General features: G+C 63.2%; 16 protein-coding genes and 1 pseudogene. 8 read left to right on the forward strand and 9 right to left on the reverse strand.

Going from position 1 to position 17,236, the window contains the following annotated elements; translation table 11 throughout:
* The first annotated feature begins 193 nt into the window (after positions 1 to 193).
* Together FRZ40_RS42840 and FRZ40_RS42845 are read left to right on the forward strand one after the other, a co-directional pair.
* Complete coding sequence (locus tag FRZ40_RS42840; RefSeq protein ID WP_231516284.1) at positions 194 to 1,378, forward strand: glycosyltransferase family 4 protein; 1,185 nt, start codon at positions 194 to 196, stop codon at positions 1,376 to 1,378.
* 47 nt (positions 1,379 to 1,425) lie between these two features.
* Positions 1,426 to 1,611 (forward strand): hypothetical protein, encoded by a 186-nt coding sequence (locus tag FRZ40_RS42845; protein WP_028369449.1) that lies wholly within the window; start codon positions 1,426 to 1,428, stop codon positions 1,609 to 1,611.
* Here the strand turns inward: FRZ40_RS42845 and FRZ40_RS42850 are convergent.
* The 5 genes from FRZ40_RS42850 to FRZ40_RS42870 form a co-directional block, all read right to left on the reverse strand.
* Positions 1,596 to 2,519, reverse strand: a complete 924-nt coding sequence (locus tag FRZ40_RS42850; RefSeq protein ID WP_147238315.1) for a LysR family transcriptional regulator — start codon at positions 2,517 to 2,519, stop codon at positions 1,596 to 1,598. The two genes, FRZ40_RS42845 and FRZ40_RS42850, sit on opposite strands and share 16 nt — an antisense overlap.
* Before the next feature lie 91 nt (positions 2,520 to 2,610).
* On the reverse strand, positions 2,611 to 3,303 hold the full coding sequence (locus tag FRZ40_RS42855) for an EthD family reductase (protein ID WP_147238583.1): 693 nt from the start codon (positions 3,301 to 3,303) through the stop codon (positions 2,611 to 2,613).
* A 2-nt stretch (positions 3,304 to 3,305) separates the two neighbouring features.
* On the reverse strand, positions 3,306 to 3,830 hold the full coding sequence (hpaC, locus tag FRZ40_RS42860) for a 4-hydroxyphenylacetate 3-monooxygenase, reductase component (RefSeq protein WP_028369446.1): 525 nt from the start codon (positions 3,828 to 3,830) through the stop codon (positions 3,306 to 3,308).
* 32 nt (positions 3,831 to 3,862) lie between these two features.
* Positions 3,863 to 5,074, reverse strand: coding sequence for an acyl-CoA dehydrogenase family protein (locus FRZ40_RS42865; protein WP_147238316.1), 1,212 nt, complete (start codon positions 5,072 to 5,074; stop codon positions 3,863 to 3,865).
* A 34-nt stretch (positions 5,075 to 5,108) separates the two neighbouring features.
* Positions 5,109 to 6,461, reverse strand: a complete 1,353-nt coding sequence (locus FRZ40_RS42870) for an MFS transporter (protein ID WP_028369444.1) — start codon at positions 6,459 to 6,461, stop codon at positions 5,109 to 5,111.
* Between the two features lie 256 nt (positions 6,462 to 6,717).
* On the opposite strand from FRZ40_RS42870, the gene FRZ40_RS42875 reads away from it, so the two are divergent.
* The 3 genes from FRZ40_RS42875 to FRZ40_RS42885 all read left to right on the forward strand — a co-directional run bounded on the left by FRZ40_RS42875 (position 6,718) and on the right by FRZ40_RS42885 (position 9,286).
* Positions 6,718 to 6,927, forward strand: a complete 210-nt coding sequence (locus FRZ40_RS42875; RefSeq protein ID WP_147238317.1) for a hypothetical protein — start codon at positions 6,718 to 6,720, stop codon at positions 6,925 to 6,927.
* Positions 6,924 to 7,535 carry a hypothetical protein gene (locus FRZ40_RS42880; protein WP_147238318.1) on the forward strand — a complete coding sequence of 204 codons (612 nt, stop codon included), beginning with the start codon at positions 6,924 to 6,926 and terminating at the stop codon, positions 7,533 to 7,535. The genes FRZ40_RS42875 and FRZ40_RS42880 overlap by 4 nt, the downstream gene beginning before the upstream one ends.
* Before the next feature lie 374 nt (positions 7,536 to 7,909).
* On the forward strand, positions 7,910 to 9,286 hold the full coding sequence (locus tag FRZ40_RS42885; RefSeq protein WP_147238319.1) for a chloride channel protein: 1,377 nt from the start codon (positions 7,910 to 7,912) through the stop codon (positions 9,284 to 9,286).
* A gap of 45 nt (positions 9,287 to 9,331) precedes the next feature.
* Here FRZ40_RS42885 and FRZ40_RS42890 read toward each other — a convergent pair whose 3' ends face one another.
* Both FRZ40_RS42890 and FRZ40_RS42895 read right to left on the reverse strand, forming a co-directional pair.
* Entirely contained in the window at positions 9,332 to 11,059 is a 1,728-nt protein-coding gene (locus FRZ40_RS42890) for a methyl-accepting chemotaxis protein (RefSeq protein WP_147238320.1), read from the reverse strand.
* Between the two features lie 172 nt (positions 11,060 to 11,231).
* Positions 11,232 to 12,152: a LysR family transcriptional regulator gene (locus FRZ40_RS42895; RefSeq protein WP_147238321.1), complete on the reverse strand. Its 921-nt coding sequence runs from the start codon at positions 12,150 to 12,152 to the stop codon at positions 11,232 to 11,234.
* 142 nt (positions 12,153 to 12,294) lie between these two features.
* On the opposite strand from FRZ40_RS42895, the gene FRZ40_RS42900 reads away from it, so the two are divergent.
* From FRZ40_RS42900 to FRZ40_RS42910, 3 genes and pseudogenes are all read left to right on the forward strand, one after another.
* The gene (locus tag FRZ40_RS42900; protein ID WP_028369438.1) at positions 12,295 to 13,623 is read left to right on the forward strand and encodes an MFS transporter; all 1,329 of its coding nucleotides are present in this window, start codon (positions 12,295 to 12,297) and stop codon (positions 13,621 to 13,623) included.
* Positions 13,624 to 13,682: 59 nt separating this feature from the next.
* On the forward strand, positions 13,683 to 15,215 hold the full coding sequence (locus tag FRZ40_RS42905; RefSeq protein ID WP_147238322.1) for a M81 family metallopeptidase: 1,533 nt from the start codon (positions 13,683 to 13,685) through the stop codon (positions 15,213 to 15,215).
* Between the two features lie 41 nt (positions 15,216 to 15,256).
* Positions 15,257 to 15,502: pseudogene (locus tag FRZ40_RS42910) on the forward strand (NUDIX hydrolase); the annotation flags it as partial.
* 53 nt (positions 15,503 to 15,555) lie between these two features.
* On the opposite strand, the gene FRZ40_RS42915 reads toward FRZ40_RS42910, so the two are convergent.
* Both FRZ40_RS42915 and FRZ40_RS42920 read right to left on the reverse strand, forming a co-directional pair.
* Positions 15,556 to 15,873: an AtuA-related protein gene (locus FRZ40_RS42915; protein WP_028369435.1), complete on the reverse strand. Its 318-nt coding sequence runs from the start codon at positions 15,871 to 15,873 to the stop codon at positions 15,556 to 15,558.
* Complete coding sequence (locus tag FRZ40_RS42920; RefSeq protein WP_147238323.1) at positions 15,860 to 17,227, reverse strand: acyclic terpene utilization AtuA family protein; 1,368 nt, start codon at positions 17,225 to 17,227, stop codon at positions 15,860 to 15,862. The genes FRZ40_RS42915 and FRZ40_RS42920 overlap by 14 nt, the downstream gene beginning before the upstream one ends.
* Between the last annotated feature and the right edge of the window lie 9 nt (positions 17,228 to 17,236).

Below are 17,236 nucleotides of genomic sequence, written 5' to 3' on the forward strand. Positions count from 1 at the left end.
TAGACAAATTGCTGTCACGAGTAGCAATACATACAAACGAAATGCGCCACACGTAATAGAGTAAGTGGCGGCTGGCGTGGCGTTCGCCAGTAGTCTGAACAATCGAGAGCATCGTCGAATCAATAATGGCATCCCTGCGTGTCGGCGCGTCGAGGGTCTCTGCCAATAGCAGCATTTTGAGGACGTCATGCGGATGCTGTTCGTTATCGGTCACCTGGGTGACTACCATGTGCCACGCTACGAAGCGCTGATGCGACTTGCGGCCAGACGCGGCGATGAAGTCTGTCTCGTCGAAGTATTCGGTCGATCAGGTTTCTATGCGTTTCCGCAAACGCGCCGTGCGTCGTTTTTCGAGCAGCGTCACGAGCGGGTCACTACCCTGGAGAAAGATGTCAGCGACGCAGGCGGCCGCTGGTTGAGCGTGTTTGCGCAACTGACTGCGATCGTCAGGCAAGTCGAGCCCGACGTGGTTGTCACGTTGGGCTACGACACGCCGTATTCGTTGTGGCTCTGTTTCGTCAGAAGGTTCACGCGGCCCTTTGGGCTGATCTACATGTCGGACTCCAAAGCCGACGACGGATTGCGCAGCAACATCAAGGAATGGCTTAAACGGCGGCTGGTGCGACGCTTCGATGGCGCGCTCGTTGCAGGCGAAAGGCATCGCGACTATGCGGAGTTTCTTGGCATTCCGCGCTGGCGCTCGCGCGTGGGCTTCGATGTGATCGATGTCGACCAGTTTTCGCACCGCGCGCAGGCTGCTTATTCGACTGCGGACGAGGTACGCGGCTTGCGCGGCTTGCCGCGCCGTTACGTGTTGTGTGTGAGCCGCTTCGTCGCGCGCAAGAACGTGGACGTCGTGATCAATGCGTTCGCCAGTTCCCGTCTCGCGGATCAGGCAATCGAACTGGTTCTGATCGGGAAAGGACGCGACGAACTGGCGCTGAGAAACCTCGTCTCGCAGCGCGAACTCGACGGTAGCGTGCGCTTTCTCGATGCGTTGCCGAACGCCGACATGCCTGCGATCTACGGACTTGCCGATTTCGTCGTGCTGGCGAGCGAGTTCGATCAATGGGGTCTCTGCATCAACGAGGCGTTCGCGGCATCGCGCACTGCGATCGTCACACATACGTGCGGCGTGGCGCGCGAACTCGTATTAAACGGCGTCAACGGCTATGTCATCGAGCCCGGCAACGCGGATATCCTCGCGGCGCGCATGCGGACGCTCGCGCTTGACGATGCGCTGCGCGAACGATTGTCGGCGCGCGCGCGGCTGACTGTCGAGCAATGGAAGCCTTCCGTCTTCGCGACCAATCTGATGGAACTCGCCGACTGCGTGGTCGATTCCGATGAAGTCGTTTCGCGAGCCGAGCATGAATAAAGCACGGGGTCATGCGATCCACGTGCGATCTTTGCAGGGAGATAATCATGAATGAGCCGGATGGCTTTCAGGTGCACACGCCGTTTTACCTTTGCATGATGGCCGACGAGCAGGATGAAGCGCTCGCGGATGTGATGACGTTGGCGCAGCCGGACGGCGAGTGCGGACTCGGCGCGGCACTCGACGCGCTTGCCGAGATTCACCAACTCGTGAAGAGTTATCTCGGAGCCTGATTCGAGAACATGCCGCAGATCGCGTCGCGCAGCCATGCAATGCCGGGATCGGCAGAGAACTGGATGTGCGTGTGCACCTGAATTTCGATGGGCGGCAATGAAAAGGGCAATGGCAGAATTCGAAATGCCTTGTTCCTGTTGAAGCGCAGCGCGATGCTCTTCGGAAAGATGACGGCGAGATCGGTGTTCTGAACGATCTCGGGCGCGACGACGAAATGCGGCAGCCGCAACACGATATCGCGGCGCAGATTTAACTCCTCCAGCCATTGCTCGACCATCCGGTGACCGGTGGCATTCGTACTGGCGTACACGTAGCGCAGCGCGGCAAGATCGTCTTTGGTCGGTTGACGTTTGCGCAGCGGGTGCCCGGCGCGGACTACGCACACATGCTCGTCGACGAATAGCGTCTGGCTCACGCAGCCTGGGTCCAGACCCGGCACGTAGCCGAGCGCCAGATCGATTTCGCCGCTGCGCATTGCCGCGCTCACGGCCTCCACGGAGAAATTCACGACGTCGATGCGTATGCCGGGCGCCGTGCTGTCGATCATCGCAAGCAGCGGCGGCAGGAAATAGAACTCTGACATGTCCGACATCGACACGCGAAACACACGATGCGCCGTTGCGGGATCGAACTTCGCAAGCTGTTGAACCGCGACGTTGATGATGCCGAAGGCCTGCGCGAGCGGCGCATGCAGGCGGAGCGCGGCATCGGTGGGCACCATTCCTGCTGGCGTGCGGACGAACAGCGGATCGTCGAACAGCGTGCGCAAGCGGCGCAGCGCGTGACTAACGGCGGGCTGCGTGAGCCCGAGCCGTTCGCCCGCTGCCGTCAGGCTGCGCAGATCGGAAATGGCCAGAAACACGCGGAGAAGATTCAGGTCCGTGATGCCGTGCGGCGTCTTTGTCATGTCGTTCGGATCTCGGCCGTATCGGCGTCCGACTTACGCTCGGTGAGTCGCCCGCGCTGTTGAACCGAACGGCATGCGCGGTCCGGTGCTGTCACTTGCGCGTCAGATTACCGTAAATGCTGCGCATCGGGTAATGCGGAGTGGGGCCGCCATACGGCGGAAACGAATCGAAATCCGCTTTCATGCGAGTGCGCACAGTCGATGCGAGCGCGGCATCGAGCGCGGCGATATCGTCGAATACGACCTTGTTGCGTTGCATGGCTGTCGCGCGTGCATGGCGCAAACCCGTCCGATAGTCGATGCGCGTGTAGATTTCCAGCTCGCGAATGCCGGGGAGTCGCGCCATCAGCGGCGGATGATGTGTCATGTAATGCGTGAGCCAGGCATTGAAGTCGTCTGCTTCTCCTTCGTAGCCGACGAGGTACGTGCAGCGCTCGTCGTGTGCTTCGGACGCGTGCGGATGCGGCGTGGAGAATTTGCGGACGGCCATCGCCTGCTGATGCAGCGTGCCATTCGATGCATGTTCCGCGATGCTGTCAGCGGCCGTCGCGATCGCATGGCCTGGTTGTAGCGCCGTCTCCAGTTGGTCAAGGTCGTCGAAATACCACTGCGTGACGCAGAAAGGCGCTGGCGCCGCATGCGAGCTAGCGACGGCGGGAACGTGCAAGACGAAGCGCTTCAAGCCCGCCGCTTCACGCGCAACGGACTGCAAGCGCGAGATGTCCGAACGATCGAATGCGCGCGCCTGACCGGTCTCGCCGATCAGAAAGAAGCAGACCTCCACACTCACCTCGCGCGCTGAGTCGAAACGGACGCGGGCCGCGCGAGGCGATGAAACTGCCGCGCGAAATAGATCAGCCCGTCGCCGTCGGTGCGGATAGTGATATCGTCGATCTGCACGAACATGACCGAGTGCGAACCCACGCTCTTCAATTCAACGATCGTCCCTTCCAGATTCGCAATGGCGTGCGAAAGCACGGGCACGTCCGAGCGCCCCGGCGTCCACGCGTGACGTGCGAAGCGCTCGTCCATCGCGCATGCGGTCATGCCCGCGAAATCGCGTGCGAGTTCCTGATATTCGCCCGCCAGCACATTGATACAGACGCTGCGGTTCGCACGCAGCACATCGTGCACGTAACTGGTCTGGTTGATACAGACGAGCATCGTCGGCGGCGAGTCCGTCACCGAGCAGACGGCGCTCGCGGTGAGTCCGCAGCGTCCGCTCGGGCCGTCCGTCGTAATGACATTGACGGCGGCGGGCAGGCACGCCATCGCGTCGCGAAAGCGGCGCTTCGTGTCTTCGTTCGTCATTGCATGTTCCTCACGTTCGATCGCGCACGGCATCACGGATAGGGCGTAACAGGCGGAATGCCGACGAACAGCGCGCCCGACGCATCGAACGTGCCTTCGCCGAGAAACGCATGCTGCGTCACGACGATCGAATCGCGCACCAGACGCTGCAGACGGCTCTCGCGATAGATCGCCGCGATGCCAGCCATCTGATAAGCCTGCATCACGACTTCTGCGCAGACATGGGCCGCATGCGTCGCGCTCAATCGCATCAGGTTGGCCTGGCTCGGCGTGACAGGGTCGCCGGCGACGATCGTGTCCCACGCGGCCTGTGCCGACTCGTAGAAGAACGCGCGTGCGCTGCGCCATTGCGCTTCGGCTTTCGCGAGCCCCGAGCGGTAATAGCCGCGATCGGCAAGGCGCGGCGCACCCGTCGTGGTCTTCGTTGCGCCCGACATGTCCGTCACGAGATCGAGTGCGGCGCGCGCGAGGCCGACGTTCACGGCGGCATGCACCTGAGCCTGATAGGCGACGGCGGGATAGCGGTACAGCGGTTCGTCGATCAGCGCGTGGCCGCCGCGCACGAAGGTCCATTGCGCATCGACGAACTTGTCGCGCAGACGCAGATCGTGACTGCCCGTGCCTTGCATGCCGACCACGTTCCAGTTGTCGACGATCTCGACTTCGCTGGCGGGAAACACGGCCGTGAAGGGCTTGCCTGCGCCGGCGTCGCCCGAACTCGCGGGCGTGCCGCCGATGCCGACGCCGATCCAGTCCGCGCCCTTGCAACCGCTCGCAAAGCGCCACTGGCCGCTCACCTTGTAGCCGCCGGGCACGTTGATCGCGGGTTGCAGCGGATAGAGTCCGCCCGCGAATACCTGGTCCGGGCCTTTCGCATAGATCTGCGCCTGCGTTTCGAGGGGCAGCGATGCGAGGTAAGTATTCGCCGAGCCGAACGCGGCGACCCACGCCGTCGATCCATCGGCAATCGCGATGCGTTCGAGTATCGCGAGAAACTGCGGCGGCGGCAGCGCGTCACCGCCGAAACGGCGTGGCGTGCTTGCGCGATAGATCCCCGCGCGCTTCATCTTCGCGATCATGTCGCGCGGAACGTGCGAGAGCTGATCGAACTCGTCCCGGCGCCGTTCGATCTCTTCGATCAGAACGTCGAGCGAGATGGGACCGGCATACTCGGGATAAGGCTCGGTCTCGTCGACGATGCGAGGCTCGTAAGCGTACGTCGAAATGCTGTGAAGGCTGTGCATGATGAATACGTGTTGAGTTGAATGAAGCAATCGATCAGGCGATAACGGGTTCGGCGTTCTGTCTCGCCTGCTGTCGCGCGGCGCGCGGGAAAGTTTCGGGCGCGATGCATGTCGCCACGACCGTCACGAGTGCGAGCGCAATGAGGTAGATCATCACGGGCGTTGCGCTGCCGTAGTGCGCGAGCAGGGCGGTCGCGACCATCGGCGAAAGGCCGCCGCCGAGTACCGACGAGATCTCGCGTCCGATGCCGAGGCCCGAGAAGCGCAGATGAACGGGCAGCAGTTCGCTGATAAAGGCGGGCTGCGCGCCTTCGAGAATGCCTAGCGTGATGCTGTTCGCGAGAATGAGCGCGGTGATCACTTTCCACAGCACGCCGGAACTGAGCAGCGCAAAGTACGGATACGCGACCAGCACCATTGCGATAGCGCCGGCGAGATACACGGGCTTGCGGCCGATCTTGTCCGTGACGTGTCCCATCAGCAGCGAGACGGGAATCATCAGCAGCATCGAGAGCGTGAGGCCGCCCAGGATCCACGTCGACTTCACGCCGAGAAACTGGCCGTACGCGATCGAGAATGCGAAGAAGATGTACGACGCGCCGCCTTCGCCGAAGCGCAGACCGAAGACGGTCAGCACCTGACGCGGGCAACGTCGCAGGACTTCGACGATCGGCATGCGGCTTTCGCTGTGCGTCGCCTTCACTTCGACGAAGTCAGCACTTTCCTCGACCGAGCGTCGCATCCAGAGGCCGAGCACGACGAGCACGGCGCTGCACAGAAAGGGCACGCGCCAGCCCCAGCTGAGAAAGTCGGCCGCCGACAGGCTCTGTGCGAGCAAAAAGGCCGCCGTGGAAAGCACGAAGCCGAAGGCTGCGCCGCACGGACTCCATGCGGCGAGTGCGCCGCGCTTCGATGCAGGCGCGCTTTCGTGGATCATCAGAATGCTGCCGCTCCATTCGCCGCCCGCAGCGAGCCCCTGAAGGATACGCAGCAGCACGAGGCCAATCGGCGCGGCAATGCCGACCTGCTGATAAGTGGGTAACAAGCCCATGCAAACCGTGGCGACGCCCATCGTCAGCAGCGTAAGCATCATCACTGTCTTGCGTCCGTAGCGGTCGCCGATATGTCCGCAGAGCACGCCGCCCACCGGCCGCGCGATAAAGCCCACCGTGAAGCCGCCAAATGCGGCGATGGTGCCTGTCAACGGATCGCTCCCGACCGGAAAGAACAATTTGCCGAATACGAGGGCAGCTGCCGTGCCATAGAGAAAGAAGTCGTACCACTCGAGTATCTGGCCCAACACGGCCGTCGTCACGGCGCGGCGAACCGTGCTTGTCTTGCGTAGAGGAATGGAAGAAGAAAGCGTGGCTGTCGCGTGAGAGTTCATGGCATTGAGCAGAGCAAGACGTTGAGAATCCCGCTTCTTTTGTGTGAGAACGGGCAGGGCGACGTGGCGAATCAGGCAGGCATGAGCGAACGATAGGAGCGCGAGAAAGCACCGTCAAATTCAGGCCAAAAATGCGCGACATAAATGCCATTCATGTCGACGTGCTTTGCATTGAAGCGCCTCAGAATGCAAATAAAGCACGCTTATCGAGGCTTCTCTATTTGACTGATTTGACTGTTTACATGTCGCCAATGTCATGGACGACTTTGCTGTGCATGACACACAAGGAGAATTGCGGCAGCAATACATCGGCACCACATCCGCCGGCAAACGCGTGCTGAAATGGATCGTGCGGCCCGTAAATCATGTGCACGATGCGCAAGCAGTTTTCGAGCGTGTGTCGTCGTATGCTGACGGGTTCGACCACAGTATCGACAACCAACAGTTAATAAGGAGTATGAAATGAGTGTTAGCGCTTCAAGCTCGACGCAGAGTCCCGCACCGCAAGCCGGCTCGCCGCAGTCCGGGGCGAACGCGGGGAGTGCGCACGCGAGCACTACCATCAGGGTCGTCGATCCGAATCAGCAGCCGGACGAAAATGGCAAGACTCCCAATGTCGCGACGGAATTCCATATAACCCCCGACGGCAAGGTCATCCAGACAGGCTCTCAGGTAGTTCCGCGGCCGCCGCATGATCCGAACAATGACGAGGGAAAAGGCAGTGTGTTCTGGCGCGGTCTCAAGGATGGGTTCGCAAATCCCTTTGGATTCCTTTTTTGGGCGTTCGGTCAGCGCAAGGCCGCGCTGGAGGACAGAGAGAATACGCCCGCTGAAGAAGAGGCGAACCGGGCCAAGGGCGAGCCTTATGACAATGCGGCAGACCAGGTGCCCTTCGTCTATACCGCCAAGCAGATTGGGCGCGCCATTTCCGGGTTGATCGACGCCATGCTTGGCAAACAGCCGGACCCCATCGACACCTCTCCGCCGGCAACTGTCGAAGGAGGCGGCGAACACAAGGGTAAAAAGCCAACGACCGTGGTGACGGTCAACCCGAATTCCGCCAATCACGGTTAGGCTGCTCTCCAGATTCTCTTGACACGCTCGCGGTGACTGCGTCGCTGGCAAGAGGGGCGGAGCAACGACCGGCGTGGAAGGGCGACGAAGCGTCTGGTAAGGCTGGCAATCCCGGAACCACAGCAGGTCGCCACCCGGTGAGGCGGCGACGCACGGCGGCACGCTCGCTTTGCGTAATCGCACGTCGGGCGGGCTCGAAGCGGAAGTGGTTTCGCCGCGCGAAACGTAAGTCAAAAGGCGCTGCGTCCCGCGCCTGAAAGCCATCGGCGTCTATTCGGTCGTTGCATCAATTGATTAAATAAAGTTGTTTGATGAATTTAAGGGAAAACCCTAGACTAGGTGGCTCTTAGGGTTGAATCGCGAGCCACGCCGTCATGCCGTCCATCATCACACTCGAACGCACATCTCTCGCGCGCCTTGCTGCCGTCACTGTTTTCACGGGCGTGGGTGCGGGTCTGGGTGGCATGCTGCTGGCGTTGCTGCTGCACGCCATCCAGCACGTCGCGTATGGTTACAGCCTTCATGCGATCGTCGGCGGCGAGAGTTTTCTGGAAGGCGTGAGCGGCGCGTCGGCTGAGCGACGCGTGCTCGTCATGACAGTCTGCGGGCTCGTCGCCGGATTCGGCTGGTGGGCCGTGCGGCGCTTCGGCCAGCCGCTCGTCAGCATCAGGCAGGCAGTGAAATCGTCCGATGCGCGCATGCCCGTGCTGGGCACGCTTGCCCATGCCGTGCTGCAAATCGTGACGGTCGCGCTCGGCTCGCCGTTGGGCCGCGAAGTCGCGCCGCGCGAAGCTGGCGCGCTAGTGGCAAGCTGGTTGTCGCGCGTGGCGGGTCTCCCGGAGAACGAGACGCGCGTGATGATCGCGTGCGGCGCGGGCGCCGGTCTTGCCGCCGTCTACAACGTGCCGCTCGGCGGCGCCGTGTTCGTGCTGGAAGTGCTGCTCGTCACGTTCGATGCGACCACGGTCGCGATTGCGCTTGTGACGTCGGTGATTGCGGCCGTCGTCGCGTGGATCGGACTCGGCGACGAATCGCAATACGCGATTCCGTCGTTCGCATTGAGCGGCAGTCTCGTTGCGTGGTCGGTGGCGGCGGGTCCGCTGTTCGGCATTGCCGCGTATGCGTTTTCGCGTTTCATGGAGCGTGCGCGCAACGCCGCGCCCAGCGCCGGCTGGCTGATGATTGCGTTGAACGTGCTCAACTTCGCGGCGATCGGCGTGCTCGCCGTGCACTTCCCGCAATTGCTGGGCAATGGCAAGGGCACCGCGCAACTGGGTTTCGACGGTCAGTTGAGCATTGGGCTCGCGGCTGCGCTGCTTGCCTTGAAGGTTGCCGTCAGCGCAAGCAGTTTGCGCGTCGGCGCGCACGGCGGTCTGCTGACGCCGGGTTTGACGGTGGGCGCGCTGCTCGCCATCGTGCTCGGTGGCGCGTGGAATCTGGTCGGCGCGAGCGTGCCGACGGGGGCGTTTGCACTGGTCGGCGCGACGGCGTTTCTTGCTACGTCGATGAACATGCCGGTCACGGCGATCGTGCTCGTCGCCGAGTTCACGCACCTCGGACACGACATGCTGTTCCCGGTGGTGTTTGCCGTGGCTGGCTCGGTCGGCACGAGCCGTCTGTGCGCGATGCTGGCGAGCCGCGCGGGCGGTGCTGCGGCAGATTCGGTGGCGAATGCGGCGACGCGTGAGCGGACTGCGGCGACGCGTGAGCGGACTGCGGCGATGAAGCTGCTGCCCGTCACGCACAAGTGAATGGCGTGGGACGCATCGCGGGCCGTGAGCCGGATGCGCCAGTTGTCAGAACGTTTCCCAGTCGGCTTCCGAGCGGCTCGCAACCGGCCCGGCTTTCGCCGCAGACGAGACGGGCGGCCGGGCCGGGGCTGCGCTGCGCGCCTTCATCGGCACGGAGACAGCGGCGCGAGCGACGCGCTTCGATGCCGCTGAAGCAACGGCCGTTCTTGTTTCATGCGCAGCGGGCAGCCGGAACGTCGACACCAGTTCACGCAGCGTCGATGCCTGCGACGCCATCGACTGGGCGGCCGCCGACGCTTCTTCGACGAGCGCCGCGTTCTGCTGCGTTACCTCGTCCATCTGCGAAATGGCGACGTTGACCTGTTCGATGCCGCGATGCTGTTCACCCGAAGCAGCGCTGATTTCGCCCATCAGGTCCGACACCTGACGCACCGACTGCACGATCTCGCTCATCGTGCGGCCCGCTTCGTCGACGAGCGCGCTGCCGCTGTTCACGCGATTCACCGATTCGTCGATCAGATCCTTGATTTCCTTCGCCGCCGATGCGCTGCGTTGCGCGAGCGTGCGCACTTCGCCCGCGACGACCGCGAAGCCGCGGCCCTGTTCGCCGGCACGCGCCGCTTCGACGGCGGCGTTCAGCGCGAGGATGTTGGTCTGGAACGCGATCCCCTCGATCACCGAGATGATCTGCGCGACCTGCTGCGAGCTGCTCGAAATGCCGTGCATCGTATCGACCACGCGGCTCACGACTTCGCCGCCGCGCGCCGCCGTTTCCGACGCGCGCGCCGCGAGCGCGTTGCCCTGGTTGGCATTCTCGGCGTTCTGCTTGACGGTCGACGTCAGTTCTTCCATGCTCGCCGCCGTTTCTTCGAGCGATGCAGCCTGTTCTTCCGTGCGCTGGCTCAGGTCGGTGTTGCCCGCGGCGATCTGCGAAGAACCCGTCGCGATGCTTTCGCTGCTCGAACGCACGCGGCTCACGGTGTCGAGCAGACGTTCGTTCATGTGGCGCAGTGCGCCGAGCAGCTGGCTCAACTCGTCCTTGCCGTCGACGTGAATCGCCGCGGTCAGATCGCCGCGTGCGACGGTTTCGGCCACTTCGACGGAGCGGCGCAGCGGACCCGTGATCGAGCGTGTGATGACAACGGCGATCGATGCACCGGCCACGAGCGCGAGCGCCGAGAGCAGCATCGTCCACATGCGCGCGCTGCGGAACGCGTCGCCCGCTTTCGCGACTTCTGCCGTGGAGCCGTCGTGATTCAGCTTGATGTCGCTGTCGATCAGTTCGAGCGTCGCCGTGAAGCGTTTGGCCGCTTCTGTCGCCGAGAGTTGGCGTGCTTCCGCCGCACTGCTGGCGCCCGCGTCGATGAGCTTCTCGATCTTGTCGTCGACTTCGAGATAGCTGGCCCACGACGATTTGATGTTGTCGAGAATCCGCTGTTCTTCCGGCGACGAAACCAGCTTCGAGTAGGCCTCCAGCGACGAGGCGAAGGCGTTGATCGCCGCCGTGTGTTGCGCGCGCGTGGCGCTCATCTGGCTCGCGTCCACGGCGAGCAATTCTCGCAACGACAGGCGACGCGCGTCGTCGGCACGGCTGCGCAGCGTGCCTAGCGTTTCAATGCTCGGCAGCCAGTCGCTTCCGATCTCGATGGTGCCGTCATAGATATGCGACGCCTGCAGCAAACCAATACCGCCGGTTGCGCACAGAAGAACCAGAACGATTGCAAAGCCCGCGCCCAGACGCGGACCGATTTTGAGTGTGTTGAGGAAGACCATTGCTCGTTATTGCAGGTGAACTGTTAAGTCTCTTAACGGCAACCACGTTGCGTTCTGCAATAAAGTTTCAAAGATGACAGATAGCCCACGACTATGCTGCCGGCGCATTACGGCGACGGATCCTGTGAAAGGTCAGGGTGACAGATGCCTTCGCGTCGTCTCAAACGTCCTCCTACCTTTCGCCGCGCGCGAACATCGACATCTCGCGCAGTATCCAGTCGAGCAGTTCGTTCGCGGCGGCCGCGAGCGGCCGTCCCGACTTGACCAGCAGGCGCGCCTTTGCGCCCTGAAACAGCGGGTGATCGATCGGCACGATGGCAAGTTCTTCCGCGTCCAGTTCGCGATAGGCCGCGAACTCGCCGATCAGCGTCACGCCGTCGCCATGCGCGACGAAGCGCTTGAGGGCAGTCAGCGAGTTGCTGGTGAGCGTCGCGCGAATTTCGATGTTCTCGGCGAATTCCAGCATCTTCGCGGCGTGGCCGATGCCGAACGTAGCGGGCATCAGCGCGAGCGGCCATTCGAGCAGATCCTGCACGCTCGCCGCGCCGCCGCGCTGCGCGAGCGGATGATCGCGCCTCACCAGCAGCACGACGGGCTGCGCCGAACTCGCGCGGTATTCGATGCGCGGATGCGGCGGCGGGTTGTACGCAAGCCCGATATGCGCACGGCTTTCCGCGACCTGATTCAGCAGATCGTCGACGGCGAGAATGTCGATGCCGACATCGAGCATCGGATACTTCGCGCAGAACGGCGCGATCACTTCCTCGATTAGCGGATCGACATAGCCTTCGCTGACGGCCAGTTGCACCTGGCCCTGCTGAAGTCCCTTCAGCAGATGAAGCTGGTCTTCGAGTTTCTCCTGCTGCGCGCGGTAGCCCCGCCAGAATTCGAGCAGATGCGCGGCGGCTTCCGTCGGCTTGACGCCGCGCGCTTCGCGCTCGAACAGCGTCGTATCCAGTTCCTCTTCCAGCAGCCGGATCTGCCGCGTAATCACGGATGGCGACGTGTTCAGGCTGTCCGCCGCGCCGCGAATGGTGCCGTGCGTCAGCACCTCATGAAAGTAGCGCAGCCTCTGCTGATTGATTTCCCGCATGACGGACGTCTCCCGGCGATGTGCGTTGCGTTGCCCGGCGGGCAACGAAGCGTGGACTTAGTTGCTCTTGCTCGCGCATTTTTACCCCGACAACATGGCGGAACGCAAGCAAGGGTCCAAAACCCACATACCGGAGACGAACATGACAGCGATACAGACCTTGACGGAGAGCGACGCCGTTCGGGCCCTCTACAACCGGCTCAACTGGCGGTTGCTGCCGTTTCTGCTCGCCTGCTACATGTTCGCGTATCTGGACCGCGTGAACGTCGGCTTCGCGAAGCTGCAGATGCAGAGCGATCTCGGCTTTTCCGATGCGGCATATGGCGTCGGCGCGGGCATTTTCTTTCTCGGCTATGTGCTGTTCGAGTTGCCCAGCAATCTGCTGCTGCCGAAAATCGGCGCGCGCAAGACATTCAGCCGCATTCTCGTGCTGTGGGGTCTGACGTCGGCGGCCATGCTGTTCGTGCACAACGTGCCGATGTTCTACGGCATGCGCTTCCTGCTCGGCATCTTCGAAGCGGGCTTCGCGCCGGGGATGATCTATTACCTCTCGTGCTGGTACGGACCGACGCGTATGGCGCGCGCCATCGCGATCGTGTTTCTGGCCGGGCCGCTCGGCGGCATTGTTGGCGGGCCGCTGTCGGCGTGGCTGATTTCCGCGTTTTCGGGCGTCTATGGTCTCGCGGGCTGGCAATGGATGTTTCTGATCGAAGGCTTGCCGTGCATCGCGCTCGGCGTGCTGACGCTGTTCGTGCTGTCGAACCGTCCCGCCGACGCGCGCTGGCTGAACGCCGGCGAAAAGCAGTTGCTCGAAAGCGAAACGGGCGTGGCGCACGCGCACAACCATTCGTTCAAGGCCGTGGTGCGCGATCCGCGCATCTACGTGCTCGCCTTCGCGTACTTCTCGATCATCTTTCCGATCTACGCGATCAGCTTCTGGCTGCCGACGCTCATCAAGGAGCAGGGCGTCAGCGACACGCTGCGTCTTGGCTGGTACGCAGCGATTCCGTACGTCGCGGCGGGAATCGCGATGTATGTCGCGGGACGCAGTTCGGACCGCACGGGCGAGCGGCGTTTGCACTGCGCGGTGCCTGCGCTGACGGGTGCGCTTCTGCTGATCGCATCGATTTTCACGCAGGGCAATCTGATCGCGACGCTCGCGCTGCTGACAGCCGCGACCGCGATGATGTGGATGGCCTACACGGTGTTCTGGGCGATGCCGGGCGAATACATCAAAGGCCCGGCGGCAGCGGGCGGAATTGCGCTCATCAACACGATCGGGCTGTCGGGCGGCTTCTGGGGTCCGGCGGCGATCGGCTGGGCGCGCACGGCGACGGGCAATTCGCATCTCGCGCTGTTCGTGATGGCGTGCATGCCGGTGATCGCGGGCCTGCTGATTCTCGCCAGTCGTCAGAGCAGAAAGCCCGCTCGCGACGCAGCGGAACTGACGCTGAGCCCTGAATCGAACTGACGTCATCCGAATCACGCGCATCGAACGCATCGAACGCATCGAGCACGAGGACACGCATCATGAAAATCCTGATCGCCGGTTTCCAGCACGAGACCAACACCTTTGCGCCGACGAGGGCGTCGTACCAGAGCTTCATTCAGGGTGAAGGCTTTCCGCCTTTGTCGCGCGGCGCCGACGTGCTCGCGCTACGCGACGTGAACGTGCCGATCGGCGGCTTCATCCAGGCGGCACAGCGAGCGGGTCACGAACTGATTCCCGTGATCTGGGCGGGCGCGAGCGCGTCCGCGCACGTGATGCAAGACGCGTACGAGCGCATCGCGGGCGAGATTGTCGATGCGGCGCGCGCAGGCGGGTTCGATGCGATCTATCTGGATCTGCACGGCGCGATGGTCGCCGAGCATGTCGACGACGGCGAGGGCGAATTGCTGGCGCGCGTGCGCGGTATCGTCGGCAACGCTATGCCGATGGTCGTATCGCTCGATCTGCACGCGAACGTGACGGACAGGATGCTGGAACTCGCCGATGCAATCGTTGCGTACCGGACCTATCCGCATGTCGATATGGCCGAAACGGGCGAGCGCGCCGCTGTGCTACTCGATACGTTGATGCGCGACAGGCGGCCGCTGAAGCGCGTGTCGCGGCGCATTCCGTTTCTGATTCCGGTGAACGGCATGTGCACGCTCGTCGAACCCGCGCGCGGCGTGTACGACATGCTGGCCGAACTTGAACAGGGGCCGGTCGCTTCGCTTTCGTTTGCGCCGGGTTTTCCCGCCGCCGATTTTCCCGAGTGCGGGCCGGTGCTGTGGGGCTATGGCCACGACGAAGACGCGCTCGCTCGCGCGATCGATAGGCTGTACGAGCGCATGCTCGCCGACGAACCCAGATGGGAAGTGCATTTCCTCTCGCCGGATGAAGCCGTCTCCGAAGCGTCGCGCCTTGCGCAGCACGCGGACAAGCCGGTGATCATCGCCGACACGCAGGACAACCCAGGCGTGGGCGGCGATTCGAACACGATGGGCATGGTGCGCGCGCTGCTGCGTCATCACATCGAAGATGCCGCTGTCGGTGTGATATGGGACGCCGAGGCGGCAGCGGCGGCGCATCGTGCGGGCGTCGGCGCGCGAGTCGAACTCGCGCTGGCGGGACGCTCGGGCGTGCCAGGCGACGAGCCGCTGAACGGCGTGTTCGAAGTCGAGCATCTGTCGGACGGCCGCTTTCGCTTCGACGGCCCGATGATGCACGGCATGCAGGGCGATCTCGGACCGGTTGCGTGTCTGCGCATCGGCGGCGTGCGGATCGTCGTCAGCACCATCAAGATGCAGATCTTCGAGCGCAACTTCTTCCGCGTCGCGGGTATCGAGCCGGAGGCGATGAAGATGCTGGTCGTGAAGAGTTCGGTGCATTTCCGCGCGGACTTCCAGCCGGCTGCGCATGCCATTCTTGTTGCGAAGGCGCCGGGCCCGATGGCCGCCGATCCCGCCGACTTGCCCTGGCAGCGGCTCGCTGCGCATATGCGCGTGCGTCCATTGGGCTCGACGTTTGGCGATTGGCGTGCGCTGGCGGCACGTGAAGCGGTGGCACAGTTGCCGTGAGCGATTGCATGTATTGAACGCGCTTGCCTGCACGCTCACCGATGATTTCATTCGACACGGACGGTCATCGTTTCAACCTGCGTGCCGTCGCGGTGATTCTGTCAGGCGACCAAGTGCTGCTGCACAGACTGGATGGCGACGAATACTGGTCGCTGCCGGGTGGCCGCGTCGAGGCAGGGGAAGACGCGGTCACAGCCGTCGCGCGCGAGATGCGCGAGGAGCTTGGCATCGCAGTGACGGTCGGGCGGCTGCTGTGGGTCGTGGAAAACTTCTTCGCGAGCGGCGGCCGTGCGTATCACGAGGTCGGGCTGATGCGCTTTGCTGCATCGAACGCGTCTCCTCATTTCTCGCAAGGTTCCTCAACGTCGATATCGAGCAACGCCGTGCTCATCGACTTGCCATGTGCATCGAGCGCCAGCGAGCGCGTGACGCCTCCGCCGAGCGCATGCCCAAGCACGAAATTGAACGCACCCAGGAGCGGCAGTTCATAACGCACGACATCGCCTTTCACCACCTCGGCGAGATGTGCCTTGACGCGCTCGGGCGTCAGCACGTTGCGCAGATGCGCGTAGTGCTTCGAGTCGAAGCAGATCACGGAGACATTGAGCGTGTTGCCTTTGTCGCCCGTGCGGCCGTGCGCGAGTTCACGCAATTTCATCGTTTGCCTCCACGATTTCAAAGACGGGATTCACATGCTCGCGCGGCAACAGCACGGACTGCACGGCGAGCACTTCGCGAACTGATTTCGTAACGCCGCCGCCGCCTGCCGGTCCGTTGGTGTAGAGCGTTTCGACTTCGTTGCCAATCCGCGCCGCTTCCCCGGCGTTCGATGTGCGGCCCGCCACCCGCACGCGCACTTCGTACGGATCGCCGTGAGTCGATGCGAGGTCATCGCCATACAGGCTATTCACGCCGATCAGATCGAAGCGCAGCTCGCTGGTATCGACACCCGTGATCGCCAGGCGCTCGCGCACGATATCGAGCGCGAGCCGCGCTCGCGCGACGGCGCCCGGCCCGCCATAAGAGATCTGCCCTTCGCCGATAAAGCCATCGACATAGGCAACGGAAACCTTCAGCGTACCGGTGCGTGCGTGGCCGCGCCCGCCCGTCACGCGCACGCGGTCTTGCGCTTCCTGAGCAACGTGTACCTGCGTGAAATCCGCGACGACATCCGGCTGGTAATAGCGCGCCGGATCGTGAATCTCATAGAGCAGTTGTTCCTTGCATGTCGCTTCCGTTACGCACCCGCCCGAGTGCGGCACTTTGCCGATCACGACGTTGCCTTGCGCATCGACTTCGCCGATCGGAAAGCCCAGCCGCGCGAGATCCGGGACGTTCTTGCAGCCGGGATCGGCGAAGTAGCCGCCTGTCACCTGTCCCGCACATTCGAGCAGATGACCGACGACGGTCGCCTGCCCGAGCGTGTTCCAGTCGTCCATCGGCCAGCCGAATTCATGGATGAGCGGCGCCGCGAACAGCGACGGATCGGCGACGCGCCCCGTCAGCACGACGTCGGCGCCCGCCGCGAGAGCCGCAACGATCGGCTCCGCGCCCAGATACGCGTTGGCCGACACGATGCGGTCGGCATATGCGCTCACCTCATCGCCGGACTCCTCGAAACGCAGATGCGATTGCAGCACGACATCGAGCACGTCGTCGCCGGTGACGGCCGCGATCTTCAGGCCATGCAAGCCGAGCTCGCGTGCGATTTGCGCCGTCTTGCGCGCCGCCGCACCGGGATTGGCGGCGCCCATGTTCGAGATGATCCGCACGCCGTTTCCGGCAGCGACGGGCAGCACCGCGCGCATGCGCGCTTCGAGCAGCGGATCGTAGCCGAGCGACGGATCGCGGCGGCGCGTCTGCTGCGCAATCGCGATGGTGCGCTCGGCGAGGCATTCGAACACGAGGTAGTCGAGCGCGCCGTGCTCCGCGAGTTCGACGGCCGGCTCGATGCGATCGCCCGAGTAACCCGCGCCCGCGCCGATGCGGATGCGCTTCGGTTTGACATTCATGATGCTGAT

The organism is Paraburkholderia azotifigens (genome assembly GCF_007995085.1).
Classification (GTDB): domain Bacteria; phylum Pseudomonadota; class Gammaproteobacteria; order Burkholderiales; family Burkholderiaceae; genus Paraburkholderia; species Paraburkholderia azotifigens.

What these genes read in the sequence shown, in the direction of transcription:
- hpaC (WP_028369446.1), bottom strand. Translation starts at nt 3,830, where the DNA reads ATGACGAACGAAGACACGAAGCGCCGCTTTCGCGACGCGATGGCGTGC.
- FRZ40_RS42880 (WP_147238318.1), top strand. Translation starts at nt 6,924, where the DNA reads ATGAGTGTTAGCGCTTCAAGCTCGACGCAGAGTCCCGCACCGCAAGCC.
- FRZ40_RS42865 (WP_147238316.1), bottom strand. Translation starts at nt 5,074, where the DNA reads ATGCACAGCCTTCACAGCATTTCGACGTACGCTTACGAGCCTCGCATC.
- FRZ40_RS42895 (WP_147238321.1), bottom strand. Translation starts at nt 12,152, where the DNA reads ATGCGGGAAATCAATCAGCAGAGGCTGCGCTACTTTCATGAGGTGCTG.
- FRZ40_RS42920 (WP_147238323.1), bottom strand. Translation starts at nt 17,227, where the DNA reads ATGAATGTCAAACCGAAGCGCATCCGCATCGGCGCGGGCGCGGGTTAC.
- FRZ40_RS42905 (WP_147238322.1), top strand. Translation starts at nt 13,683, where the DNA reads ATGAAAATCCTGATCGCCGGTTTCCAGCACGAGACCAACACCTTTGCG.
- FRZ40_RS42890 (WP_147238320.1), bottom strand. Translation starts at nt 11,059, where the DNA reads ATGGTCTTCCTCAACACACTCAAAATCGGTCCGCGTCTGGGCGCGGGC.
- FRZ40_RS42875 (WP_147238317.1), top strand. Translation starts at nt 6,718, where the DNA reads ATGGACGACTTTGCTGTGCATGACACACAAGGAGAATTGCGGCAGCAA.
- FRZ40_RS42845 (WP_028369449.1), top strand. Translation starts at nt 1,426, where the DNA reads ATGAATGAGCCGGATGGCTTTCAGGTGCACACGCCGTTTTACCTTTGC.
- FRZ40_RS42870 (WP_028369444.1), bottom strand. Translation starts at nt 6,461, where the DNA reads ATGAACTCTCACGCGACAGCCACGCTTTCTTCTTCCATTCCTCTACGC.
- FRZ40_RS42840 (WP_231516284.1), top strand. Translation starts at nt 194, where the DNA reads ATGCTGTTCGTTATCGGTCACCTGGGTGACTACCATGTGCCACGCTAC.
- FRZ40_RS42885 (WP_147238319.1), top strand. Translation starts at nt 7,910, where the DNA reads ATGCCGTCCATCATCACACTCGAACGCACATCTCTCGCGCGCCTTGCT.
- FRZ40_RS42900 (WP_028369438.1), top strand. Translation starts at nt 12,295, where the DNA reads ATGACAGCGATACAGACCTTGACGGAGAGCGACGCCGTTCGGGCCCTC.
- FRZ40_RS42915 (WP_028369435.1), bottom strand. Translation starts at nt 15,873, where the DNA reads ATGAAATTGCGTGAACTCGCGCACGGCCGCACGGGCGACAAAGGCAAC.
- FRZ40_RS42850 (WP_147238315.1), bottom strand. Translation starts at nt 2,519, where the DNA reads ATGACAAAGACGCCGCACGGCATCACGGACCTGAATCTTCTCCGCGTG.